Below are 24,848 nucleotides of genomic sequence, written 5' to 3' on the forward strand. Positions count from 1 at the left end.
AGATAAAGACCCATTATATCTGTTACGTCTCGGGTTCCGGTGATTTACTAATCGATTGGTAAATAACTCAGGCTGCTTGATCTACCATTCCTGCATCGTTGCAATCGGCGACTAATGGTGCAGCGCTTTCTGCGGGATGGGGTGATTGTACAGCCAAAAGTAGCGCTTGAGTGTCTGCTCCAGGTCCTCGCCTGAGACATAACGTCGGGTCGCCAGCACATCGCTGATACAGCCGTTGAAGCGCTCCACCATGCCGTTCGTCTGTGGCCTGCGCAGCTTGATCAGGCGGTGTTCGATATCATGGGCTTGGCACTCCTGGTCAAAGGGGTGTCGCCCACTGGGCTTGCACTCATCCGCCCGAGTGAAGCGATCGGTAAACGATTTACCGTTGTCGGTGAGTACCGTCTGGATCGTGAAAGGAGACTTCTCCTCCAACCGCTTCATGAACGCCCGCGAATCCTTCGCGGACTGGCTACGCCTGACTTCTATATAGACCCACCGCGTGGCACGATCGATGGCGACGTACAGGTAGCGTTTTTGCTCCTCGTCGGGCATATGAGGTAGGTGCTTAATATCAATATGTACGAAGCCCGGCTCGAAGTCCTTGGAGGGCTTGTATTTGGGTTTCTCGTTATCGCCAGCGGCTTGTCAAGCCAGTGTCGGCACCTCCCGCCGTTTGAGCATGCGATGCAGGCCGGAGGAGCGAGACAACCGCGGATTCAGGAACTCACGCGCCACGACGAGCAGATCATCCAAGCCGAGGCTTAGGTTTTGTACGAAAAGTCGTTTTTGCTAATGTGACCCATGCACATCCAGCATAGGTGCGGTATGACAGGACGCTACGAAATCTCTGATAGCCAATGGCAGTTGATCGAAGACATTGTCTCACCGGCTCAATCGATGGGCAGGCCCAGGAAAGACGACAGGCAGATGCTGAACGGTATCTTTTGGGCCCTCTGCTCTGGCGCCAAGTGGCGCGACCTTCCCGAACGATATGGCCCTTGGAGTACTGTCTACGCCAGGTTCCGACAATGGCGTGATGACGGTACCTTTGAGGCGGTCTTGTCGCGGCTTCAGCTTCGGCTTCGTGAAGATGGCCTGATGGATCTCGAGACCTGGATGATCGACTCAACCGCCGTTCGTGCAACGCGCGCCTCCGCTGGTGGAGGCAAAAAGGGGGATTTGAAGAACCCTTAGACCATGCGTTGGGCCGGAGTCGTGGGGGCATCACGACCAAAATCCATATGATCTGTGATCGTCTTGGCTGGCCCATCGCTTTCACACTATCGGGAGGCCAAGAGTCGGATACCCGGTACTTCATGCCCACCCTGGAAAAAGTTCACCTACCGGGGAGTCTCGGTCGGCCACGAAAACGTTGCCGCTACATCGTGGCAGACAAGGGCTATGACAGTGATGAGCTGCGCCGTTACTGCGACCGCGTTCGAATCAAGCCGATCATCGCTCAACGAAAGATGAAGCGGAAACCCCGGCCAGGTCTCCCACGCGGTTTCGATAAACCCATGTACCGTAAGCGGAATATCGTGGAGCGCTCTTTCAGTTGGCTGAAAGAGTTCCGTCGTATTGCGACGCGGTACGAGAAGTTGGCCCGTAGCTTTTATGCGATGGTATGTCTAGCTTGCATACGTCGCTGTCTACGAGCCGACTTTTCGTACAGAACCTAGGAATTCGCGGGCCGTAATCAATACCTCTTCCTGCCCGGAAGTCAGCGTGGCCAACAGGTTGTGACGCGTGTGAGAACGGTCATGGACATCGTCACGGTGCCGCCACCGCCGGATAGTCGCGGTGGCAACGCCATACTGACGGGCGAGCTCGCTATCCGTGATGCTGGAGGCGCTGCTTGTATCTCGGCACGGATCTTCCGTGTTGTCGTCGCTTGCTTATGAAGCTTGATGCCCATAACCCTGCTCCCAGATGAATTGCTGAAGAAGCTCTCTGGCTGCTAGCAGAGGATAACCCCTATAGGCGATCTGATCACCCGGGACCTTACAGTTACGCTAAAGATAATTTTCGAGCTGAGCTAGAATTCCAATAATTACTGTTATTTTTATGGGGTAATTTCATGTGAATCTTAACTTCACGCTTGAGTTTATAAAGTGGATAAATCAGCAAGTCGTCGTCAGAAGTATGGGATGCGGCACTAGATAAATAGTATGCTACGGCTCTTGTAAATAGTCCTGGTCCAGTTTTATGCCAAGTACTTTCATTATCACGTGACAATAGAGATTCAGCAGCTAGTTCACACGCAAGCTTGATCGCTGGATGGTTTGGTGAAACAGCAATAAAATTATTAGCCAATGCCCCAAATTGCTCTCTAAAACATAATAATCTTACGCCCCTTGGTATGAGATTATTCAAATCACCATATAAACCATCGTCTGCATCAGCATAAACCCCACCATTGATAAACAAATAACAAAGCCTAAAGAAATCAGCTTCTTCCGCAGGATTATTCGACAACCTGAAAGCCTTTAAAAACTTCTTATCGAAATTTCTACTAATGAAGAGCGACGCTGTTTTTTTATTGTATATACTATAACTAAAGTCACACTGACCTTGCCAAGTTGCCATTAAACTAACAATAAAATCAGGGGGAGTAACCTTGTCCCAGTATTGACAAATAGTCTTCGGTATAAGTTCCTCACGGCAGGAAGAGAGATAAACGTCCTTTACATGCTTTTCTACCACTTTAATAGAAGGATGGGTATAACGCAACAATAAATCCTGATTACATCCACTTGAATAACTAGCTCTTACTTCATACTCATAAAGCTCTAAGTCCCTTAGTAGTGCACCAATCAGCGATAGTGAAGAATGGGGACCTAAATAGTTTGCTTCAAGTCCTTCCTCATATCCTTTATGCAACAAAGATTTGGCCTTTTGAGATTCTTTATTCAGAATAAAAAATTGACTACGCGTCATGATGAGATTAGTACTTGAGGCTAACGATCTTTTATTTAGTTCCAAACCAGCTTTTTTTATCTCATTAACTTCAAGCAGACAAAAAACTTTTAAATTTGTAACTTCAACATTAGAAGGATTAATTTTATTCAACACGCCAATTGCAAGTCTTGGATAACCTCTATCAAACAATGCTCGCGCGAATTGCATATTAATTTTCATATTGTGCGGCCATTTTCTTCTACAAAACCTCAGATATCGAAGACTCAATTTCTTAGTATCTGCCAACATGAGAAACCTTGCCAACTCAGTCGCTTCAACAGGGTTTCTATTCTTCACACTTTTAGTCTTAAGAAGGTTTAAGGCCGCTTGTGGTCCTTCGTGCATTAAAGTGAGTTCTAGATTTAAAAAACTTACTGAGTTATTTTTTTTCTGACTTGAATCAATCCTATCATGAAACCATGTAATATTTTCAAGCATATCTTGTTCAATGTTTTGGATCATCCACAAAATATTATGATCGGATTTAACACCCTGTGCAGATATCTGGGAAATAACAGCTGATACTTGTTCATTACTCAAGTATTTTTTGTATTTTTTAAGCACGTAGAAAGCTTGCTCTTCATTAAGTCTACCTACGTTATCTATCAAATTCTCCAGAAGCTTTAACCAATATTTTAAAAGACCTCGATCATCATTAAGCTCTTTGTCTTTCACGAGTGAAAGTAAATGATGAGTTATCGCAATTGTAAAACTAGTATATTGACTAGAAATTACTTCAGAATAGAAATGTACTTTTTCATACAAATCATTCCTGTTTATATCAGCAAGTATTGTAAGCTTGAGGTTATTAGCTAGCACATGTTTAGGGTAAGATTCAAGCACAGTACTAACTAGCTTATATGCTATACTGTATCTCTTGAAATATAAAAATAAACGTGTAGCGGACATAAGAACTTTAGGAGAAGACATATATTGAGATCTGATAGCATGCAGCAGTCCAAAGCTATCCGATTTAATATCAAGCTGCTTAATAAGATCTAGCTTTGTAAGAACTAACTCTTCGTCTCCCAACCAACTCGGTAAAACTTTTTTTATCTTACTATAAGCCTTCATAGGCTGGCCGTATATTATATCAAGTCGAACCTCCAAGGAGAGGGTTTTAGGATGATACCGGCCTATATCATGCAGTTCTTTTATATTTCTCTCTACATAATGAAATTTTTTATTCACGATAAGGCAATTAGTCAGAAACCTGGTCACCTCAGCATAGTCGTCAGGGCTGGAATACAGCTTATATTCTAGCTTGACTTTCTCAGCTTTTCTGAAAAGACCTTTATCGACTAAACCCTTTATTTCTTCGAAAATGATTCTCTTCAAAAAAGAGCAAGCATACTGATGTTCTTTATTATGCCTAAGGGTAAAATATAGTACACTTTTTGCGACGCGAATGCGTTTACGAGAATATAAAAATCTAGTGAAAGCCATATTAATTGGTGATGCTTTAGATAAATTCTTATTACCTCGTATCTCTCTTAAAAACTCAAAAACAAACTTGAGCAAACCTAGATCTGACAACAGGTCTATTTTAATGCTAATCAATCCTATACTATTTGGCCATTTTGTCAGACATGCATCAACCTCAGTGAGTGCTTCATTTAACTTGCCCATTTTTTTATTCAATTGAGCTTTCAATACATGGCAGTGAGGATCCTCGGGATCAACTTGAATAGCCTGCTCTACTGCTACAATAGCAGATTCATTATCTTTTAGTTCGGATAATATTTTAGACTTCAATTTCCATACAGTGCTGCTCTTCGTGTTATTTATTAAAAGAGACTTCAATATATCAAGTGCTTCTTGATACTTACCATGATTTATATTTCGTTTAGCTTGCACTATAGCTGATTTTTCTTCATCGGTTGTTTTATTCATCAAACTCACTTTTAAAATAAATTAAATAATTTTCTTTCAATAATCCCTTGGCCGCAGATTCTGAGTACAATACTTGAGTTTCCCTGTAAGGTATTGCTCTCATGTCATACTTAGAACTCAGCGTTACCGATCGTGCAGCTATCCAGGTTTGCCTCTCTCAAGGCTTGAGACTTCGAGATATTGCTCGCTACCTAAGACGATCCCCTTCCACTATCAACCACGAAATTCGCCAAAATAGTTAGTCGGGCAACGACTACCGGGCTGAGCGCGCTCAGGCGTCGGCGTTTGTCGGTCCAAGCGAAAGCTATCCAGCGATAACGTGCAGGTCCGGCTTATCAAGTACCTTCTTCGACGCAACTTGTCCACAGAGAAGAGCTCCGGCAAGCTGCGGCACGGAAAAGTACACGTAAGTCTCGTCGTGGTGAGACGGACCGGCGAGGTCAGACCCCCGTCACGATCAGCATTCACCTCCGCCCGACCGAGGTGGAAAAGCGCGAGATGACAGGGTATTGGGAAGACGACTTAAGCAATGCCACAGCGGTTGGCACTCTTGTAGAACTCAATAGCGGGTACTTGATACTGGCAAAATGCATGATGCGACTTCTGCCCTAGAAGACTTAAACGCCGCCCTGAACAGAGTGCCGTTGGTAGCACGAAAGACTTTGACGTATGACTAGGGGCGAGAAATGGCCAGACATGCTGCTATCAAGCAAAATACTGGCGTCACCATCTACTTCTGTAACCCTCATAGCCCTTGGCAAAGAGGCAGCAACAAGAATATCAATGACCTGATTCGCCAAAAGAGTACGGAACTGTCACTGACCAATCAGGGATAGCTGGATACCATTGCCTTCGAGCTGACTATGTGGCTTCGGAAATGCTTCGACTTCAAATGCCCTATCGAGGTGATAATTTAACTGATGGCAAATCCCAATGAAGCACCACACTCAATTCAATAGGATGTTGCACTCAGAGCCTGCATCCGCCCAGAAATTATTTCCAATGCACTTATTTAATACTGTCTCGCGATTCCATGAAAAGACCACAGAAAACAATCACATAGATATGATTCACCCGCTAACGTACTATTTTCGCTGATTGAATCTATTACTCTGACAGAACGATTGAGAACAATAAATTACTTGGTAAGATTGGATAGTACAAGGCCCTAAACAAGAGCCTTGAACAAGAACTGCGAGCAGGACATGACGAGATGATATTAATGAGAAAATTTCAGATTTGACGAGAATAGGACTCTACTCAGCGTAACGAAAAGTCTTCGTGGACGAGAGTCAGATTGGGGTTGTAAGCCGGATCATTATCCAGCTGCTCTGCCCAGGTGGTGCGCATGTACTCACATTCAGAGAGCCAGCGCGCTCGCTTCTTCGGCGTATCATCAGCCCCCCTCGAAATGGATTCGTGATGATACAGCTCGGCGTAGGGCGTCCAGAGATTGCGGTAGCCTGCCTCCCGCACCTTGAGACATAGATCCACATCATTGTAGGCAACCGCCAGATGCTGCTCGTTGAGGCCATTGACCTCTTCGAAGACCGAGCGACGCAACAGCAGGCAGGCAGCAGTGACCGCAGACAGATTCTGGGTCGACTTCAGCCGTCCCTGGAAACCATCCTCCTCGCGATGGAAGAAGCGATGCGCATGACCGGCGATGCTGCCAAGTCCCAGAATCACCCCAGCATGCTGGATCGTACCATTGGGATAGTAGAGCTTGGCACCGACACACCCGATGTCCGGGCGGCATACCTGCGACACCATTTCCGTCAGCCATTCGCCATTCATCGGCTCGATATCATTGTTGACCAGGCCGATGATATCGCCACGCGCCTCGCGGGCGCCGAAATTGTTGATCGCCGAATAGTTGAACGGCGCATCCCAATGCAGCACGCGCACACGCTCATCGCGTCTGGCGACGTCACGCATGTACTCAAGGGTCCTCGGGCAACAGCTCTGATTGTCAAGAATCAACAACTCGAAATGCCGGTATTCAGTCTGCGCGAGGATGGCATCGACACAGGGCTTGAGTATCTCGACGCCATCCCGAGTGGGCACCAGCAAGGAGACCAGTGGCTGTGATTCCGGCAATCGCCATCGCACGCGCACATTTTCTCCGGTTCCGTCGTTGGCCTCCATCAGCACCTTGCCAGGCTCAGCCACTGCCGTGACAGCATGACGGGTGAGATAGTCGCCGATACGTGCCAGATGACGTGCCCCGGTATCTTCCAGGCCAGTCATTGCCGAAAGAAGATGCCGCTCGGGCACATGAACGAGGACCTGAGGCACTCGCCATACCAGCGACTGGTGACTCATGCGGGTCGAAGCGATCATCTCCAGCGCCAACAGGTGGATGAGATCAGTGGCCGTAGCCGTCAGGACATTCTCAGCCTCGAGAGAGCCCCGACAGGCTTGCCACTGTTCACGGGACCACAGCCCCAGATGCCCGAGATACGGTGTGGAAAGCAGCAGATCCGGGTTCCAGCCAGGCTTGAAGTTCGGCGAGTGACGATGTCCGTCGCTATCGATGCGGTCTTCATCGCAATACAGGAAACCCGCCTGCGGTTTTTCCTTCATCAGCCGCGCAAAGCACGTCAGCGCATCAGCAGACAAAGTGGCGCCCGCCGTCATCAACCCGACCCAGTCACCTACTGCCGCACTGCTGATAGCCGCCAGCGGATCCGTGAAGCGTCCAGTGGCCCGCTCGGGCTCTACCAGCAACGTGGTTCGCTCATCACTCGCGCAGCAAGCAGCCAACCAATCGTGCTTCTTCAAGGCCCTGTCCGAGGCAGACACCACCAGCTGCCAACGTGGGTGAGTCTGCGCGATCAGGCTTGTCAGGCTATCGCCGAAGGCTTCCCGGCCGGTATCTTCATTGACGATCATCCAAAGGCTGAACACCATGTCGGAGGTAATCTCCGGCGCGATACGATCGGCCACCTTCGCATTCACGAGGCCTTGCCCCAGTGATTCGACCATGTCGATCCACTGTTGGTAATTGTGCTTGGAGCAGAGGCTGATGAAGGTACTGTCGTAATGGCGAAGCGCCACGACTGACCAACGCTCCCCCGTCTGCTTCACTTCATGCTTGATGGCCTGGATGACCTGCTGCCTAGGGAGGCCGCGGAAATGTCGGTGGGCCGTGACCAGTCGCTGGATCAGGCGACCTCTGGCAAAGGAGGGTGTCAGCCATACCAGTCTGAAATGCTTGAGCCGGAAAGTCCCTCGTCCGTTGATAGGGCACAGGGTAATACGACGGACTCCACGTGGGACACGCAGCATGCGCCGGGTGATCTTTCCTGCGCGCAGCGGCAGCTCCATCGTGTGAATCCGCGTGTCAGTCTGGAAAGAGATGACAGCAGCGGCGCCCGTGATGGAGCGCTCCATGTCAATCTCGACCATGTTCCAGCCGGGTATCGGTTTCGGGCCTTCCCAGAGAAAAGCTGACGTGCTGGAGAGTGAACGCCATTCCCCATCTTCCAGAGGCTCAAGATCTCGATCAATACGCAGGTAACGAGGAACACGAATGTGTAGGGGAAGTGAAAGAAAGGTCGGGGCTTTTGCAGTAGAGGATTGTAGCTGTGACCCCTCCAGAAATGATGGTATCGGCAAAGCTTTCTTCCCTGACAAGGAAAAGGTGACAGGCAGATTTTCTGTCAGATGACGATAAGGCAAAACCCCACCCGGGTATACCGGGCGAAGTGTCAATCATGGCATGAGGCATAGGAGCAGATGCTACTTAAGGGAGCTGCCTTCAAGCGCACTGCCCGAGGCATTGACCTGCTCCAACACCGATTTCTTATCAGCAATACGTCGCCGAAGCTTCTTGATGCTTCCGCCTCCGGGACGCGATTCCAGCGCTTTTTCCAGCAGCAACAGGGCATCATCCAGCAGCCCCTGCTGCTCAAAATAGGCGCCCAGCTCTCTGAGTCGGTCAGCTTCCTTCATCTTGCTGCTAGCGATGATACCGCGAGCACGCGCGCTCAGACCTGTTTGTGCAGCGGGTTCCATGAAGTCTAGCCCCAGCAGATCCAGCAGCTTGAGGAAGGCATATCCCTGGCGACCATTACGATATTGCGTCAATGCCTCGCACTTGATGACTTCCAGCTCTTGCGGGCACTGGGCCTCAAGATAGGCCAGGGGCCGGTAGGGATTTCTCTCCTCGGCCGAATGAGCGCTCTTGCAGGCCTGAGGAGGGAAAAGAACATCATGGTCCAGCGTTTCGAAGCGACGCAAGACAGGCTTCATCGCCGCCAGAAACATGGCGTTGATCTCTTGGTACAGCGCCTCAGGGATATCCTGACTCCCGAGGGAGCCTTCCTCAGGATGCAAGTCAGAATATCCCTGCAAGGCCCAATCGACCTCTCTGCCAATCTCGGGAGGCAATTCTCCCAGCACCGTATTCAGTATGCGCTTGAGTTCGAGCGCAGAACGGGCATAGCTGCGATTGGTGATCTTGCGCTCAGGCAACAGTCTCGCAATCTCTGTACCTTGCATGCCCAGTGCCTCAAGAAATACCGCTTCGATCTGTGGATGATCTGCCTCGGGTTTGCGGTACGTCAGAAATCGACAATTGTCGTCACCAAAGGCATCTGCCCACTGGATCAGTGGCCCCCCTGCAAGACTGGGCTTTCCACTGCGCAACACGGGAGCCAGATGATTGGAAAGACGCCATGTCTCACCATGACGTTTGATGCCCTGATTGTGGTTGCCCATCAGGTAATCGATCGGCGCACGCACGAAGGCAACGACACGAACGTCCTCCGGAGCCAGCTGGGCATGCTCATGCAACAAGGTATGGAGCGCCTGAGCCTGATTGAAGAAAGACTCAGAGGAAAGCACCAGCTTCAAGCCCTTCTTGCGTGCATGAGCCAGCCACTTGTCCAGCACCCCGCGGGCACCTTCAAGGTCACCCTCACGCAGGGCACCGCCCAATTGCACATGTCCACCTGATACACCATTCTTGTCGATGCCATGCTCCGGGTAATAAAAGCCATGCTTTTCAAGAACCTTACGCGAACTCAGCATGAAATTCTGCAACGCGGAAGATCCCGCCTTTGGTGAGCCAATGTGAATATTTATTGTAAACGTTTCACTCTCAACGCCTTTAACATCAAATAGCAATTTTTTAATCATACAGCACCTTTAGCGACGTAAGTACTTACTGTCATATCTAGTGCCGCGAGCTGCTTTATTGACAACAGAACGTGAATTCTCATCACTAGCCAAGAGCATATCAAATTTCTTTTCAACCAAATAAGCGTTAGACAAAACTCTATCTTGAGAATAAGATATTAACTCTTCTGCATTCAAGTTCTGCATAAACTCTCTTTTTTCCGACATATACTTATTATATGCTTCTATTGGCCAATCAAATCTCGTGCCCATATTGGAATGCACAGAACGATAGCCCTGCCGGTTTGTTTTAATATCAGTCTTACCTGAAACCTGGGGCTTATAAAGCATAGAAAGATACTCTACTTCAGACCTATACATTCTATGGACAATATACGCTTGTTGATCTTTAGACGGCGTATTTCGTAATTTCTGAGGATTACCTTTATCAAAAATAGAAATATCACCAAATGGGTTATAAACTCTACCTTTACGAAGTATTGGTTTATGAACCCTTACTTTTCTTATATTTTCCCATGGTTTAGGAACAAGGGTTTTTACGTGTCTTCCACAATAAAACTTAGAATCTGGCGAGAATTGAGAAAACGGGATTTCAGAGCCAAGCTCACAATACCAAGGAAATGCTATACACTTTTCATCTATAGATATAGAGTTAACGAAATCATTAATTTTCGTAGAAAAATCGCTTGGAGTCCAAAACTCATCAATATCGATAGGTAGCCAATAATCAACATCCATGCTTTTAGACTTATTTATATCATAAGCGTAAGCTATGTTCTGAATATTACTTTTTACAGAGTCATTACAAAAATCAATCCAATCTACGACTTCATAATCAAGACCAGGCACAATTAACTTTAACTTCTCTAATATTTGATTAGAATTATCTGTTGTTCTGTTAACATACACCGTTATACTATCAAATCCAAAATAGTGGTGATGAAAAACCCATTCGGAAAGATATGCACCTTCATCCTTAGCTATAGCACAGATTTTAAATTTTCTTTTCATCTTATGATTCACACTATAAAAAGGATGTAATTAAAGACGTATCGATCATCATGTTCATCGAATGATAATACTCTCGCTCATTCGCGTAATCCATATTGGCGACGTCGATCATGCTTCCCTTGGCACCGGCAATCTGGATCGGGCGGTACTCCAGGTTTCTTGAGAGAGACATCTTGTAGAATTCAGGGGAAAGATGTGCACAATACAACTCAAGCACCTGAGTGCCAGGGCGGGAAAAGATGATATTGGCCAGCCCCGCACCGTGGGGAGCGATGACATGGGACGCATTGCGCATCACGGCAGCCGTTGTGGCAACGGAATGGTCTTCACAGTAATACGTCTTGTACCCCAGTGCCGAGATTTTCTCGATGAAGGCCGCTTCATTCAATATCCGCCGCGTATTCCCCTTGGAACGCGAGATGTACACCTTGGATGGCATGCCCTGCGCATCCCCCTGACTGAAGAGATCATTGACGAAATCAGCGACCCAGGTGGGGGTATACAGGCGTGTTCGGGGGGCCGTTACTGTCACCAGCTCGTCCGCGATGAAATACTTGGGATGTGTCCTGTAATCCCAGACCTTGCTCTCATCGATCCCTAGCAGACGAAAGCTTTCACGCTTGAAGGCACTGCCATAGAAATTGACGATGATTCTGTCGAAATCATTGGCGACATCATATCCCGCCTCCGTCAGAATCTTGATCTTGGGAAGGAGGTCCAACAACCAGTGACTATAGAGGTTGGAGCCCGGGGTCACGAGATCCAGAACACGTCCGTCAATGCGCTCAAGCTCTCCCGTCATTCTTGCGGAGAGCTTCTTCCTGCCAGGAGCAGTGGAAATGCCATCGACGAAGCTACCCTCGTCATGAAACGCCTTCTGGTTTTCCAGGCAGGCGCTGACATGACTCCCGCGATACACATGTACGGGGGGGTCATGCTCTTCTGGCGTCAAGGAAAAGAGCGCGTGATCGTGCTTAAAAGTATGATTGACCGGCACTCTCGTGCCAGTCCGCAAGGTTTTCTTCAACAAGGTAACTAGTACTCCATGATCACGGAAGGCGCCTCACCATGCAAAAGGGAGACAGGTATCACATCACCTTATTGAAGGCAGCAATGATATCCGATTGGATATCCCGCAAGGTCAGCTGACTCAGCTCATGCACCTGAGTGTCCTGAATCATCGAAGCTTGCAGCGGCGCCTCAGCCACGCTCAACTTGCGGGAGAAATCACGGCCGATGGAAGAGAAGTAATCGTAGAACTTGAACTCCCCGCCACCATGCAGGGTGCCGGCATCTATCCAGATATTGGGAATGCCAAGGGAATCAGAGAAGATCAACCCATGCAGGCTCTGGCTGAGGATGATCTCGCACTCCGACATCTGCCTGAAAATGGCATCGTGATCATTGGTTCTGAAGTCGATCACCTGTACATCACCCAGTTGCGAAAATTTGGCGATGAACGCCTGATCATCTACCTTGGAGTGATGGGGAATCAATCCGAACTTGACCTTCTTGGTGGGGCTGGTCGTGACGAGTAGAGACGCCAGAAGTCCAGGATCACCGATAGTGACATCATTGCCCTTGGCCCCGAGAAGTGACTTAGTGAGATAGCCACGTACAGAGTGGATATCCAGGAATTCATTTACCTTGTTCTTTCTTTCGATGTTGGCGACAGGCTTCATCAGGCCAGAGCCAACGACAGCCAGTCGGCGGCGCCCCGGCTTCCAGTCATCACGGTTGTAGACCCAGTTAAGGATGCTTCCGGTACTGATTAGATCAGCATTGAAGATGTTGGTCTTGGAATGCTCCACCTGGAAGTGGTTGTCCAGCAGGATCGAGGTGATCTCATCACCCAGATTGTTCATCCCTTCCGGGCTTCTCCACCACGTCACGTTCAGCATGTCAGCAATCCTTACCCAAAATTTTTGAAAACGTTAATGTCATAACATCGAGTGCTTCCGACAGGGAAGCAGATGACGGTGAAGACGGCGTCTTCTGATAGTGGCACCAGCCATTATCGCCGACGAAGTTCTCGGAGATGAACTGATTATCCTTCGCGTACTCTTCGAGGATCCGTGCCCGGGACTCGGACGAAAGGTAATCATCGTCACGAAGGTACAAACCCGGGTGGCCCGATGCATGAGCTTCAAGCTGGTGCTTGATGCTCTCATCATGGATATCCCGGAAGATATGATTGACACGAGACAAGGCCTGACACAGATACGGGTTAAGGCTTTTGTTATCGATGGAATCCGCAGGCTTCTGCACCCCTTCGCGGATGCCGAGACGGGCAAAAAAGTCACTGACGAGATCTCCCTCAATCAGACTTCCCCGCAAAAGAGGGACAACCGTAACATTTGCCTTGCCATAAAGGTTGCTGAAGGCACTGGCGATGACGCGGTAATTCGGATTTTTGACCTTCAATGCCTGCTCGACAAATGCCTGCAGCGACAGCCCCTTCTTGTAGCCCCACTGCTGCCAGGCAGACATGATGAACTGGTCCTGTCGACGGATGTAGTAGATGACCTCATGGCTATCGAAGGCATCACGCAGCAGGCGGTGGATATTAAGACCCGAGGGCCCCCCGAGCTGATTGACGAGATTCTCGGCACTGATCAGGACCGTACTGTCGCTGTTACCATGTTTCTCCTTGAGGCGAGCCAGCTTCTCCTTCAAAGGGCCGAGATCCTTCTGCTCCATCACATGACGGAAAAAGACTCGTGGTGTCTCACCATGAGGATTAAAGTCATCGTCACCATTGGTGCGCAGCTGGGGATCGGGAATGATGTATCCATGAGATTCCAACAATTCACGATTCTTGATGATCGCCTTCTGAATCGTGGTAGAACCGCACTTGGAGTGGCCCGGGTGCAATAGCAGTTTCATGCCAGATCATCCAATGAAAGACTATCTTCAGGCAAGATTTTGACTGGCGTGTAATCTGTCTTGATCAGCCCTTCTGATGGCAATTCAAACCATTCAATCAATTTCTGGTTGCCTTGCTTGAAATTGGCATCAAACGCTTGCTGTTCAGCCACCGAAAACAGCGTATGGTGATCGTTATCCGCATCAATTGCTTTTGACAAGTCGATAATCTTGTCGCGCCTACGCGCAAATTCCCCGTTGCTTAGCTCACCTCTGCCGAGGTGTTGCACGAGCCGCAAGCAGCGTGTGGGTAACGAAGGATTGATGATGGCCGTCTCGTCAGGCTGGCTGGCCTCATGGCGATACTCGATATCGAATGCCTGAAGAAAGTCCTGTACGACCCTACGGCTATAAGAAAGCACTGCCAGATTTTCTTCACCGACATGTTTTTCCCACTGACGAATATGGTTCAAATAGTTCAACCATCCAATATTGCGCATCGCCAAGGTAAAGAGTGAGGCGTCATAACGGATATTAGGGTCTTTCACCAACTGATTATACAGCGACAGCAGTAGTTCAGACTGCGGACGCACGGTGAACAACACTTTGACTGTCTCAAAATGCTCTGCGACAAAATGACGAAAGCGTGGATTGTTGAAATACATCGGCGACAGTTCAGAAGACAGCAGCACGCTGGGCGCGGGGCTTGCCTCCATTTCCAGCCGCAGCTTCTCCAAGGCATCCGCTGGCGACATGTCACTCTGATACGCACCACTACCCTGGAAAGACAATGCAAAGGGGTGATGAGAGTGGTCAGGCCACTGCAAGGACTGAGGGTACAGAATCCCCTTGCTCAGAAAGTCAGCATGCTGAGCCTGAATCTGGGACTGGACTGCCGATGTGCCCGTCTTCGACCAACCAACGTGAAGGTATAAGGTATCTTTTTTCATCATTCACCAATAAACGGATTACGGCCGATCTGGCTCACCAGAGCGCCCCATTTGAGAATCTGGGCTTCATCCAATGCATCTTTGCCATTGAGGACATCGGGCATGCCCAATGCACGCCACTTGTCCATTGGATGCAGGATATGGAAACACACGAGCCCCATATCCCCCGGACGCTGAGCATCGGCAACGACATTGTCACCGATATGCAGATGACTACGGCCATGCTCATTGGCAAGGTCTTCCTTCACCATGGCCCACATGGTGCCGCTGTCCTTGCGCTTGCCTTCCTCGCTGGACACCATCAGGCGATAGGCCGCCGCTACCCCCGCCTTGCGCAACATCAAGCCAACCTGATCACGTGTGTAGTAGGTATCAGAGATGACCCACAGGACGTGGCCGGATGACCCGAGATGATTGAACAGCTCCACCATCTCATCCTTGGGCTGAATCATCGCGAGGTCCAGCTCGAACTCACGCTGCATCCACCCTTGTGCAACGTCCTTTGTGACCTTCAGAACATCCGCTAGTTCATCGTAGATGGCATCGATACGAATGTCGCCCTGGAAGTCGGCACGCTTGCGTAACGTGAACTCCGCCTTGTTACGCAATGCCACGAAGTCATGCGCAGATGTCACGACGCCTTGCTCTACCAGCCACTTGCCCAATTTGAGCTTAGCGTAATCCGGCACGGTAAATTCACGGCGGACCAAGGTATCGAACACATCGAAGCTGATGATCTGGTGCGACTGGATCGCTGGTAAATGTTGCTCAATGGAGCCATGGTAACTAGCAGTGATATAGCTCTGGTCAGCCGTAAAATCACCACCAGAAGGGTGATAGAAGAATTGCCGATAGCCAAGATTCTCAGCCTGTGCACCCAATACGCGCTCCAATGCATGCAGCTGCGAGCCGTCATTGGGAAGTGGCTCCTCCGGGAAGTCCTCGTAATTCCAGACTCGATCCGCAATGCCCTTCAGTGCCATCGGTCGTGCCCAGAACATACCACCGGCTGGGTAGCTCAAGAAATCATTTACGTGCTCTATCTCAAGGGATTCCTGCCATTCACGCATGAAGCCCTTGTTCATGGTCTGATGGTTGACCCAGCTCGGCATCATCCAGAATGTCGTGGGGTAGTAGAGCCCCAAGGTATAGTCTGCAGCGAAAGCGTTCAGTGCACGTTTGACCACAGACTTGTCGCGCAGAAGAAACTCGGTGAGATAGTCCGCCCACTGGGTCTGCTCACGCCCTGAATATAGCGATTTCTTGGAGTGCAGATGACAGAAGAGATCATAGTCTTCGAGTTGATCTGCGTATTCGACCAGCAGCGGGCCAAAGTTACGTCCACGGTTGGGAACCCGCCGTGTTTCGACACGAGAAACGCAGGCATGACGCGCAAAAGTCTTGCGAGCGCGAGTTTCATCGACCCCAGCTGCCAGGGTCAACAGAACATCAACCTTGATAGGCATGTCATTGAGCGCCTCTGCAAAGCGATCAATGAAATCTTCATAAAAGATGTGCAGGCAGATGGCCATCTTCAACTGACTGGCAGCTTCTGTCAGAGCGGTATCCAGCGCCATACGGGAATTTGGCACCCAGCGAGGCGTCAGTGGGACATGCTGGCGTCCTTCCTGCTTGCCGTTCTTCAGATAATGAAAGAGTGGGCTTTGCTGGTCATAGAATACATCCATGTACATGCGATGGTAGCTCTCACCATCGAAGGCTGGTGACGGATGCACCGGTGCAAAGCGGGATTTGTGGAGATAGTCCTGAAAGGCATCTGCCGAGCTCGCGAACTTCTGGCCGTATTGCTGCTGATACCAACCCGCATCGAAGAGACCAAGCGCCTCCGCTTGTTGTAATTGGGTCTGGTCCACGACGGGTAAGGCCTCTTGTCTGCGCTTGTTGAAGATGTTGAACGTTTTCATGATGCCTCTCGATCAAATGTTGAATAGAGCAAGTGGATTAAGAATCCCGTTACCCGAGAAGTCATCATCGACAAAGAACAGGTGCCAGGCACACTGCGGTATGGCTCCCTGTCGTGTGGTAAAACTCTCATACATCTGCTCGACTTCTTCGGCGGTAAAAGTAACCCCATCTGCCATCCAAGTCGCAACCTGCTCAATGGCGCCATCAAAGACTTGCTGTAAATCCTGAAAATGTCGCTGTGTCGCTGCCTGGCGCCCATAGCAGAACTCGAAGCCACCATCGCTGTCTTCACGTACATCGACCACCTGGCCATGCGGTGCTGTCATCAATGATTCAAAGAGCAAGGAGCGGTCCAGCATCTGGAAGCCGTCTCCCCATGAAGCGTTCTCGCGGAACACACCTTCCAGAGTCGCCACAGCTGTACCATGCTGGTTCCCACTTTGCTTGGTCGTGACGTAATAGAGTCCGTGAGTGTCACGCTCCAACATGCGAGTCAACAATTTCTGAATGGTTCCTGAGTATCCCAAGTCAAGCATCATGGGCTGCGGGCCTGTTTTCAAACCCAGTGCCGCCAGATACGCCATCACACCCTCCAAGGTAGGTGCGACCAGGGCTTTCAGCCTTGGCACATGGGGCTCCAGCCACATGATGGCATCTGTTTGCTGCTCAGGGAGCTTGATCTGCATCTGCAACAGCTCAACAGGCAAAGCGCTGAAAGCTTCATGCATCTGCAACCCGAATCGCTTGCGCATGAGATCTAGCATTGACCCTTCAAAATCGTTGGCAAGCGCTAACGGCCAAAGGAAATCATGACCGAGGTTCGCGCGGAACAACAGGGTGCGTGAGACCTTCAAATATCGAGGAGCATATTCCAGCTCAATATGTCCCTTAGTACTCAGATGGGACAACAGCCGCTCGAAGCACCAGCCCTCTCGGGCCAGACATACTGGTACTCGCCCTGCTCCTTTCGCTTCTACTTCCTTGGCGTACACAAGAAAGGCTGGTCCCATAAAACTGGCACCAAACTCTCTGAGAGCCTGACGAGTATTCTTCATCTTGTCACCAATCCCTTAATTTACGATCTCGATATACTCTTGACGATGCTCAGACATATGACGATATGATCATATTTCAATACAGCAGTGATATGACTTCCTGTCAGGCGAAAACAGACGCCTCTTCAAAAGACCTGCCTTCTTCATCCTTGCCAGAAAGCTGGGGCGACTCTCCGCTGACCAGAGGCCATTCAATACCTACCGTGGCATCATTCCATTTCAGCGAATACTCATCGCCCGGTGCATAATAATCCGTGCACTTGTACTGGAATTCCGCTGACTCGCTGATGACATAAAAGCCATGTGCGAATCCCGGCGGTACCCACAGCATCTGCTGATTGTCTTCGCTCAGGTGCGCCCCCACCCATTTACCGAACGTCGGGCTGCTCTTGCGCATGTCGACGGCGACATCAAAGACTTCACCTTGGGTGACACGCACCAGCTTACCCTGCGGCTGATTCAGCTGATAGTGCAGACCACGCAGGATACCCTGACGCGATTTGCTGTGGTTGTCCTGCACAAAGGTGTAGTTACCACAATGCTCAACAAATTCGCTCTGACGGAAGGTTTCCATGAAGAAACCGCGCTCGTCACCGAATTTTTTCGGAGTCAACAGTACGACATCTGGGATAGCGAGTGATTCATAGTTCATTTTTTTCTTCCATTCTTGCCAGTGCAAGAGATCGATATTTATTGATCTCTTTACCATTAGGATTAATTCTTATCAGTACATTAAGTAAGTCGAGAGAACTCCGATAGAGACCGGAATCATATAAAAATATTGCCTGATCACGTAATAGAGCGACATCTCTTCTCGAAATAATTAGACTCGAATCTTTCTTCGCCAAGTACATACGATAATGCTTTTTTATAACCTGTCTTCTCTTAGTGGTTAAGTGCTTATTAGCTCCACTCAACATCCACTTAAAATATCTATCATAGCCTCTTCTGTCTCTAGCCTTATTGTAAAAGAAAGTATCGAAACTCTCATTTTTATAGAAGGCTTCGAAACATAACTTAAGCATATTTAGTTTTTTTAAGTGTATAGGCATCTGGTGCCCAACACCAGGCAAACAGTAATGATCTAGCGCTGTGTACCTTTTAGCATGTTTAGCGTCTAGATCAAATATAGGGTCATAGATAACAAACCCTGTACTGTTAGTCTCTGCCCCATCCTTGAATCGAGAATCCCATTCTAAATTCTGTGCATCTAAAAATCTTTTTTCAAACGGAACTAGTTCTTTATTTAAAGTACTAACTGGATTAAGCAGTAGAAGTCTTTCAATACCTAAGCAATTTGAAAAAGCAGAAACGGCATATCCACCCATACTTCCACCATAGCCTAGTCTAGCAGGGAAGTATTTTAAACAATCAGATAGATCAACTAGGAAGTCGTGAAAAGTTGCATCACGGTACCAGTTAGCCTTGCCAAGGCATGAAAAAGACAATACGTTCAACTTCATGCCTTTAATATAACCATATCCCCAAATGTTATCTTTATTAAGTAACCATTGATTTTTTGATACGGTTTCACCTGCATTCGAAAACGTAATCACCAATGGTTTCTCATAAGAATAAACAGTTAATCTTCCGCATACACCTCCCACTGAGAAACTTGAGTCACCTATTTCCTGGTTAATTAGAAAATCATTAATCGAAGAGGATTTTTTCACGAAACTTATAACCCTCTTCTCAATAATGTCAATAAATATTGACCATAACCAGTTTTCTTTAAACTATTGGCAATGTAGCTAAGCTGATCGTCTGTAATCCAGCCATTTACCCAAGCTATTTCTTCTAGGCAAGCCACCTTCAAACCCTGACGATGTTCGATAGTCTGCACGTACTGACCGGCCTCCAACAGACTGTCGTGGGTGCCGGTATCCAACCATGCGAAACCGCGACCAAAACGCTCAACACGTAGATCGCCGCGCTCCAGATAGGCATTGTTGATACTGGTGATTTCCAGCTCGCCGCGCTCGGACGGCTTGACAGCCTTGGCGATCTCGACCACATCGTTATCGTAGAAATACAGACCCGTCACTGCATAGGGAGATTTCGGGTTCACTGGCTTTTCTTCGATTGAAATGGCCTTGCCGTCTTCATCGAATTCCACCACACCAAAACGCTCCGGGTCCTGCACGAGATAACCGAAGACCGTCGCGCCGCTTGATTGATCAGCAGCACGCTTGAGCTGCTCGGAGAAGTGCTGGCCATGGAAGATGTTATCCCCCAGCACCAGACAGACCGAGTCATCACCGATGAACTGTTCACCGATGATGAAGGCCTGCGCCAAGCCGTCCGGGCTTGGCTGTACAGCATACTCGAGACGCAGGCCATATTGATCGCCATTGCCTAACAGCTTTTCGTATTGCGGCAGATCTTCCGGCGTGGAGATGATCAGAACCTCACGGATTCCGGCCAGCATCAGCACGGAAATCGGATAGAAGATCATCGGCTTGTCGTAGATCGGCAGAAGCTGCTTGGACACACCAAGTGTGATCGGGTGCAGGCGTGTACCGGAACCACCGGCTAGGATAATACCCTTACGTGCCATATAGAATGTCCTTGTCGTATCGACGTTTAGTGTTACACGGTAAAATAGAGTCGCCCAGTCTGCTCAATAATTACAATCGAGTAATCACGACGTTAATTGAGTCAATCTTTGACATCAGAAGCAAAAGCTTATAATGCACGAGTCAAGCTCAACGATCGAGATGTTCTTGCAATGTCAGTGACAGCTGAGACTGCCAATCAGGCATCGTGAGTCCGAGAGCGTTTTCCAGCTTGGCCAATGATAAGCGCGAATTCAACGGGCGCGCAGCTGGGGTTGGGTAATCTGCGGTCGGGATTCCGCCCAGTGTCTCGGGATCAATAGCCAGCACTTCACCCTGCTCTATCGCCAGGCGGAAGATGGACTGGGCAAAACCATGCCAGCTGGTAGTACCCTGTGGCGCCAGATGATACAGGCCACCTTCGATATTCTGACGCAGCGCTTCACAGGTCAACTGTGCAATAAGACGTGCCGGAGTCGGCGCGCCAATCTGATCATTGACGATATTCAGCATATCGCGGTCACGACCCAGCTTGAGCATTGTCTTCATGAAGTTGTTGCCGCGTGCGGCATACACCCAACTGGTGCGGAACACCAAGTGGCGACAGTCACTCGTCAGCACTGCTTCGTCGCCAGCCAGCTTGCTTTCCCCATAGACAGACAGCGGCGCTGTCGGGCTATCTTCGCTCCAGAACTGCTCACCATCTCCCGGATAGACATAATCCGACGAGTAATGCACCAAGGTAGCGTTCAAGGTACTGGCCTTTCCAGCCAGCAAGGCAGGCAGCTCAGCATTGAGGCGCATGGCGCCGTCACGCTCTGCTTCAGCCTTGTCGACGGCCGTCCAGGCAGCCGCATTGAGAATCACCTGTGGCTGATACGCCGCGATGAATGCTGCAACAGCGTCGAGATCGCTGACATCGACTTCACTGCGACTCGGCGCTCGCACCTCACCGAAAGGCGCAAAGCTGCGTTGCAGCTCAAAGCCAACCTGGCCATTGCCGCCCAAAATCAGAATACGACCGAAGCTATTAGAAGACATCATCAGCTCCCGGTGCCCAAACGTTCACCACGATAGCTGCCATCCTGCACACGCTTCCACCAACTTTCGTTGGCTAGATACCACTCGACGGTCTTGCGCAGTCCGGTCTCGAAGGTTTCCTGCGGCACCCAACCCAGTTCACGCTCGATCTTGGCGGCATCGATGGCATAACGCACATCATGACCGGGACGATCCGTCACGTAGTTGATCAAATCTTCATACTTAGCAATGCCAGCCGGCTTCTGCGGCACCAGCTCTTCGAGCAGCGCACACAGTGTCTTGACCACTTCGATGTTCTGCTTCTCGTTATGGCCACCGATATTATAGGTCTCGGCGATTTCCCCGTCGGTCGCAACCTTGATCAGTGCACGCGCATGGTCTTCCACGTACAGCCAATCACGCACCTGCTTGCCATCGCCGTACACCGGTAGCGCCTTGCCAGCCAATGCATTCAGGATCATCAGTGGGATAAGCTTCTCGGGGAAGTGGTACGGGCCATAATTGTTGGAACAGTTGGTCACTATCGTCGGCAGGCCATAGGTACGCTGCCAGGCACGCACGAGGTGGTCCGAGCTTGCCTTGCTGGCAGAGTACGGAGAGCTGGGGGCATAAGCCGTTGTCTCGGTGAAGAGATCTTCCGGTCCTTCCAGATCGCCATATACCTCGTCAGTCGAGATATGATGGAAACGGAAGCCAGCAGCCTTCTCGGCATCAGTTTCCTTCAAGCCCTTCCAGTACTGACGCGCTGCTTCCAGCAGCTGGTAGGTACCAACGATATTGGTCTCGATGAAATCTGCCGGACCATCAATGGAGCGATCCACATGGCTCTCGGCGGCCAGATGCATCACGATATCCGGCTGGAATTCCGCGAAGACCGCCTTCATCTTCTCGCCATCGCAGATATCGGCCTGCACGAAGTGATAACGCTCAGAATCCGCAATATCAGTCAAGGATTCGAGGTTACCTGCATAGGTCAACGCATCGAGGTTGATAACAGTATGTTGAGTAGAATGGACCAGTTCACGGACGACCGCCGAGCCAATAAAGCCGGCACCACCAGTTATTAAAAAATTCATTTCACCATCTCATATTCAAAAAATTTAAAGTCGTCTTCGTAAAGACTATTAATTATACGCAAAGTCTCAGAGTTTAAAATATCTAAATATTTACCCGCGCTAGGCATTGGCTTTGTATTCTGCATTTTTACGTCAGAGGAAACCAATTTATAGAGATCTTCATTAAGAATTTTTATTTTTTCAAGACCAGGTTGCATATCTTCCAGCTTTATCACAACATCGACAATATTCTTTCCTTGATTATTGGCATATAAAACTTGTTTAGTGAAATGGCGGTAGTGAATCTTCCTACCCAACACACATACAGCATCCATGTTAGAAGCAAAATCATTTACCTTAGCACTATACTCCTCCAATGAAACCTTGCTTTCCGAATATTCTTTATAAAAACTCTTGTGTATCTCGTTAAAGGCGGAGATAAATCTCGTGTAGGGGTTCCTACAAAACATGAAACTGGTATAACTCAAGGCTTTATTGTAATCAACAGGATGATAGCATTGAAATATGTACAGTGGCATATGTGCCTTGTCAACTTTAACCCCATAATGATCACCAAATAACCAGTAGGAATTGAATCTATCATCCCAGTCTTTCAAATGCCTACGAAAAGAAGTCCCGCCACATTTGGGGTTATGAAAAAAGACAAATTTCATTCGGTCAGATATGATCATTACAAGTTTGCCTCACCCTTGATACGGTGTAATGCTTCTAAATAACAAGGCAACCTTCTTAATATGTCGTTTTCATAAACAGACCCTTTATCCATCTTTTTCCTATAGCTATCTACTCTATGATTCTCTTGAAGATTATGGTCTAGACCATTACCACGTTGCATTTTATATCTTAGCTCTTCCAAAGACCTGATAGTATAATGATTGATTTGAGCTAGCGTATAGTCTACATATGCATCTTTTTTTCGGAAACCGGGCTGTCTAGCGGCGAAAGGCATTACCTGACCATCCGAGAAAATATAATTCAAGTCATCTTCAGAATTATTTTTATATAAAGCGCGATGATGGAATCGAACCAAATCATCTCTATACTTAAATAAAGACTTGAACTGATGATGCGCTATATCATCATCATTAGCGCATAACAGAAAGCGCTCGATAGTTAACCCTTCACCTTTATACTCTATATTAGAGCTACCGAAAATTTTCCAATTGATTGCAATCGCATCGGCCTCAGGAAACCTATTCAAATAATCACTTACACTATTATCTTCTTTAAAGAAAAGAAATTCGTCCATATCTAGACAACAGCACCAATCTGGTTTTACCTCATGCAACCATTGGGTAGCTTTATTAAAAGCGTACATTTGTGGGCTTTTATCTACAGGAGGCTCTAATACAAAAAATTCAACATATCCTGCTTTCTGAAGCTTCTCAAGTATTTCTAATGAATCATCAGTATTGTTATTCGTAAATATTACCACTTTATCAAAACCTAAAGATATATTCCAGGAAACCCACTCTAAAATATACGGTGACTCGTTCCTGCAACTTGTCAGCACCACTTTACTCATATCTTTCTCCATTCATCAGGAATATGAGAGAAATTCTTATTCATGAATTTATACACATGAGATAGTTCACGCTGCGCTGTTATTATAACCTCTTCTGGAAACTCAAATTCATCAGTTGCATTCACTCTCTTATTTATTCTTTCTAAGTCCAGCTTAACTTTTTTAATATCTAAAAACCCACATACTTGATCTATCGCAGACTGCTTGTCTTTCATGACATCTTCATAAAACAAATACTGGACATCTTCTTCTTCAAAGCATTGCTTTAGATCACTGATCGTAATCTCGTAATCTGACATGCTGACCATAAGATTTGATTTAACCATCTCGGATAACTCCGATGTAGTTTTAGTATGAATGTCTTGTCCATTCATTTTATAAAAATATCGGACGGCAGAGAGAGCTCTATCGACAGGGTCACGCATCATATATATTATTTTTTGTTTTTTTGAAACTGCTTTGACATTTTTATAACCTTCACGGCCAATCAAAGCATACTCTGGGGTAAAGTCAGCACAATAATGCTTTTGACAGCCTTTAAACAAGCTGATATACCACTCGTCATCAACAGGAGAAAAAAGCCTATGCATTCCCTTATCTGGTATACTTCCTGAAGATATATCACTAAAATATTTTTCAACAGCATGAGGGTTGTTATTGATGACACGCTTTATATGCTCGACCTTGCGACGAGCTAGAAGAATACTGCCATTATGAATAGTATTAAAATAGTGAACTTCTTTTACATCAGAGAAAGAAATATCGGGGTGATCATTTAATTGTGCATTTAGCCAAGTAGTACCAGCCTTCTGAGCACCCACACATAAAAGCAAATTGTCGATCAT

At 48.1% G+C, this 24,848-nt stretch carries 19 protein-coding genes and 3 pseudogenes; 2 read left to right on the plus strand and 20 right to left on the minus strand.

The window, feature by feature from the left end; genetic code table 11:
- Positions 1-81: 81 nt before the first annotated feature.
- Positions 82-768, minus strand: a pseudogene (locus BOH68_RS10495) (DDE-type integrase/transposase/recombinase); the annotation flags it as partial.
- A gap of 60 nt (positions 769-828) precedes the next feature.
- Here BOH68_RS10495 and BOH68_RS10500 point away from each other — a divergent pair.
- Positions 829-1,682 (plus strand): IS5 family transposase gene (locus tag BOH68_RS10500; RefSeq protein WP_456821148.1). Its coding sequence is split into 2 segments (ribosomal slippage): positions 829-1,183 and positions 1,183-1,682, totalling 855 coding nucleotides; the frame shifts between segments, so codons are not numbered across the junction.
- Here BOH68_RS10500 and BOH68_RS10505 read toward each other — a convergent pair.
- Positions 1,680-1,918: pseudogene (locus BOH68_RS10505) on the minus strand (IS481 family transposase); the annotation flags it as partial. The gene BOH68_RS10500 and the pseudogene BOH68_RS10505 sit on opposite strands and share 3 nt — an antisense overlap.
- 92 nt (positions 1,919-2,010) lie before the next feature.
- Positions 2,011-4,854, minus strand: a complete 2,844-nt coding sequence (locus tag BOH68_RS10510; protein ID WP_077373645.1) for a glycosyltransferase — start codon at positions 4,852-4,854, stop codon at positions 2,011-2,013.
- 101 nt (positions 4,855-4,955) lie between these two features.
- Between BOH68_RS10510 and BOH68_RS10515 the strand changes: the two are divergent.
- Positions 4,956-5,771 (plus strand): annotated as a pseudogene (locus tag BOH68_RS10515) (IS30 family transposase).
- A 343-nt stretch (positions 5,772-6,114) separates the two neighbouring features.
- On the opposite strand, the gene BOH68_RS10520 reads toward BOH68_RS10515, so the two are convergent.
- The 17 genes from BOH68_RS10520 to BOH68_RS10600 form a co-directional block, all read right to left on the minus strand.
- Positions 6,115-8,571 (minus strand): glycosyltransferase family 2 protein, encoded by a 2,457-nt coding sequence (locus BOH68_RS10520; protein ID WP_139345429.1) that lies wholly within the window; start codon positions 8,569-8,571, stop codon positions 6,115-6,117.
- Between the two features lie 27 nt (positions 8,572-8,598).
- Positions 8,599-9,999, minus strand: a complete 1,401-nt coding sequence (locus BOH68_RS10525) for a hypothetical protein (RefSeq protein ID WP_139345430.1) — start codon at positions 9,997-9,999, stop codon at positions 8,599-8,601.
- A gap of 9 nt (positions 10,000-10,008) precedes the next feature.
- The gene (locus BOH68_RS10530; protein WP_139345431.1) at positions 10,009-11,010 is read right to left on the minus strand and encodes a glycosyltransferase family 2 protein; all 1,002 of its coding nucleotides are present in this window, start codon (positions 11,008-11,010) and stop codon (positions 10,009-10,011) included.
- 13 nt (positions 11,011-11,023) lie between these two features.
- Positions 11,024-12,040: a glycosyltransferase family 61 protein gene (locus tag BOH68_RS10535; RefSeq protein WP_139345432.1), complete on the minus strand. Its 1,017-nt coding sequence runs from the start codon at positions 12,038-12,040 to the stop codon at positions 11,024-11,026.
- Positions 12,041-12,098: 58 nt separating this feature from the next.
- Positions 12,099-12,911, minus strand: a complete 813-nt coding sequence (locus BOH68_RS10540) for a polysaccharide pyruvyl transferase family protein (RefSeq protein WP_077373657.1) — start codon at positions 12,909-12,911, stop codon at positions 12,099-12,101.
- Position 12,912: 1 nt separating this feature from the next.
- Positions 12,913-13,896 (minus strand): hypothetical protein, encoded by a 984-nt coding sequence (locus BOH68_RS10545; protein WP_139345433.1) that lies wholly within the window; start codon positions 13,894-13,896, stop codon positions 12,913-12,915.
- Positions 13,893-14,825, minus strand: coding sequence for a hypothetical protein (locus BOH68_RS10550; RefSeq protein ID WP_139345434.1), 933 nt, complete (start codon positions 14,823-14,825; stop codon positions 13,893-13,895). The genes BOH68_RS10545 and BOH68_RS10550 overlap by 4 nt, the downstream gene beginning before the upstream one ends.
- Positions 14,825-16,750, minus strand: coding sequence for a rhamnan synthesis F family protein (locus BOH68_RS10555; RefSeq protein ID WP_077373665.1), 1,926 nt, complete (start codon positions 16,748-16,750; stop codon positions 14,825-14,827). The genes BOH68_RS10550 and BOH68_RS10555 overlap by 1 nt, the downstream gene beginning before the upstream one ends.
- Positions 16,751-16,762: 12 nt before the next feature.
- Positions 16,763-17,806 carry a hypothetical protein gene (locus tag BOH68_RS10560; RefSeq protein WP_077373668.1) on the minus strand — a complete coding sequence of 348 codons (1,044 nt, stop codon included), beginning with the start codon at positions 17,804-17,806 and terminating at the stop codon, positions 16,763-16,765.
- A gap of 103 nt (positions 17,807-17,909) precedes the next feature.
- Positions 17,910-18,458, minus strand: coding sequence for a dTDP-4-dehydrorhamnose 3,5-epimerase (gene rfbC / locus BOH68_RS10565; RefSeq protein ID WP_077373671.1), 549 nt, complete (start codon positions 18,456-18,458; stop codon positions 17,910-17,912).
- The gene (locus BOH68_RS10570; protein WP_139345435.1) at positions 18,448-19,479 is read right to left on the minus strand and encodes a hypothetical protein; all 1,032 of its coding nucleotides are present in this window, start codon (positions 19,477-19,479) and stop codon (positions 18,448-18,450) included. Before BOH68_RS10570 ends, rfbC begins: the two co-directional genes overlap by 11 nt.
- 5 nt (positions 19,480-19,484) lie before the next feature.
- The gene (rfbA, locus tag BOH68_RS10575; protein WP_077373674.1) at positions 19,485-20,363 is read right to left on the minus strand and encodes a glucose-1-phosphate thymidylyltransferase RfbA; all 879 of its coding nucleotides are present in this window, start codon (positions 20,361-20,363) and stop codon (positions 19,485-19,487) included.
- Positions 20,364-20,511: 148 nt separating this feature from the next.
- Positions 20,512-21,405, minus strand: coding sequence for a dTDP-4-dehydrorhamnose reductase (gene rfbD, locus BOH68_RS10580; protein WP_258038193.1), 894 nt, complete (start codon positions 21,403-21,405; stop codon positions 20,512-20,514).
- Positions 21,405-22,478, minus strand: a complete 1,074-nt coding sequence (gene rfbB, locus BOH68_RS10585) for a dTDP-glucose 4,6-dehydratase (RefSeq protein ID WP_077373680.1) — start codon at positions 22,476-22,478, stop codon at positions 21,405-21,407. Before rfbB ends, rfbD begins: the two co-directional genes overlap by 1 nt.
- Positions 22,475-23,149 carry a sulfotransferase family 2 domain-containing protein gene (locus tag BOH68_RS10590; RefSeq protein WP_077373683.1) on the minus strand — a complete coding sequence of 225 codons (675 nt, stop codon included), beginning with the start codon at positions 23,147-23,149 and terminating at the stop codon, positions 22,475-22,477. Before BOH68_RS10590 ends, rfbB begins: the two co-directional genes overlap by 4 nt.
- Positions 23,149-24,003 (minus strand): glycosyltransferase family 2 protein, encoded by an 855-nt coding sequence (locus tag BOH68_RS10595; protein WP_170877372.1) that lies wholly within the window; start codon positions 24,001-24,003, stop codon positions 23,149-23,151. The genes BOH68_RS10590 and BOH68_RS10595 overlap by 1 nt, the downstream gene beginning before the upstream one ends.
- A complete protein-coding gene (locus BOH68_RS10600; protein ID WP_077373689.1) occupies positions 24,000-24,848 on the minus strand; it encodes a sulfotransferase domain-containing protein in 849 nt (282 codons plus the stop codon). The genes BOH68_RS10595 and BOH68_RS10600 overlap by 4 nt, the downstream gene beginning before the upstream one ends.

The organism is Cobetia sp. MM1IDA2H-1 (genome assembly GCF_002916775.2).
GTDB classification, from domain to species: Bacteria; Pseudomonadota; Gammaproteobacteria; order Pseudomonadales; family Halomonadaceae; genus Cobetia; species Cobetia marina.

What these genes read in the sequence shown, in the direction of transcription:
- BOH68_RS10510 (WP_077373645.1), bottom strand. Translation starts at nt 4,854, where the DNA reads ATGAATAAAACAACCGATGAAGAAAAATCAGCTATAGTGCAAGCTAAA.
- BOH68_RS10525 (WP_139345430.1), bottom strand. Translation starts at nt 9,999, where the DNA reads ATGATTAAAAAATTGCTATTTGATGTTAAAGGCGTTGAGAGTGAAACG.
- BOH68_RS10530 (WP_139345431.1), bottom strand. Translation starts at nt 11,010, where the DNA reads ATGAAAAGAAAATTTAAAATCTGTGCTATAGCTAAGGATGAAGGTGCA.
- BOH68_RS10540 (WP_077373657.1), bottom strand. Translation starts at nt 12,911, where the DNA reads ATGCTGAACGTGACGTGGTGGAGAAGCCCGGAAGGGATGAACAATCTG.
- BOH68_RS10545 (WP_139345433.1), bottom strand. Translation starts at nt 13,896, where the DNA reads ATGAAACTGCTATTGCACCCGGGCCACTCCAAGTGCGGTTCTACCACG.
- BOH68_RS10550 (WP_139345434.1), bottom strand. Translation starts at nt 14,825, where the DNA reads ATGAAAAAAGATACCTTATACCTTCACGTTGGTTGGTCGAAGACGGGC.
- BOH68_RS10555 (WP_077373665.1), bottom strand. Translation starts at nt 16,750, where the DNA reads ATGAAAACGTTCAACATCTTCAACAAGCGCAGACAAGAGGCCTTACCC.
- BOH68_RS10560 (WP_077373668.1), bottom strand. Translation starts at nt 17,806, where the DNA reads ATGAAGAATACTCGTCAGGCTCTCAGAGAGTTTGGTGCCAGTTTTATG.
- rfbC (WP_077373671.1), bottom strand. Translation starts at nt 18,458, where the DNA reads ATGAACTATGAATCACTCGCTATCCCAGATGTCGTACTGTTGACTCCG.
- rfbA (WP_077373674.1), bottom strand. Translation starts at nt 20,363, where the DNA reads ATGGCACGTAAGGGTATTATCCTAGCCGGTGGTTCCGGTACACGCCTG.
- rfbD (WP_258038193.1), bottom strand. Translation starts at nt 21,405, where the DNA reads ATGATGTCTTCTAATAGCTTCGGTCGTATTCTGATTTTGGGCGGCAAT.
- rfbB (WP_077373680.1), bottom strand. Translation starts at nt 22,478, where the DNA reads ATGAATTTTTTAATAACTGGTGGTGCCGGCTTTATTGGCTCGGCGGTC.
- BOH68_RS10590 (WP_077373683.1), bottom strand. Translation starts at nt 23,149, where the DNA reads ATGATCATATCTGACCGAATGAAATTTGTCTTTTTTCATAACCCCAAA.
- BOH68_RS10595 (WP_170877372.1), bottom strand. Translation starts at nt 24,003, where the DNA reads ATGAGTAAAGTGGTGCTGACAAGTTGCAGGAACGAGTCACCGTATATT.
- BOH68_RS10600 (WP_077373689.1), bottom strand. Translation starts at nt 24,848, where the DNA reads ATGATCGACAATTTGCTTTTATGTGTGGGTGCTCAGAAGGCTGGTACT.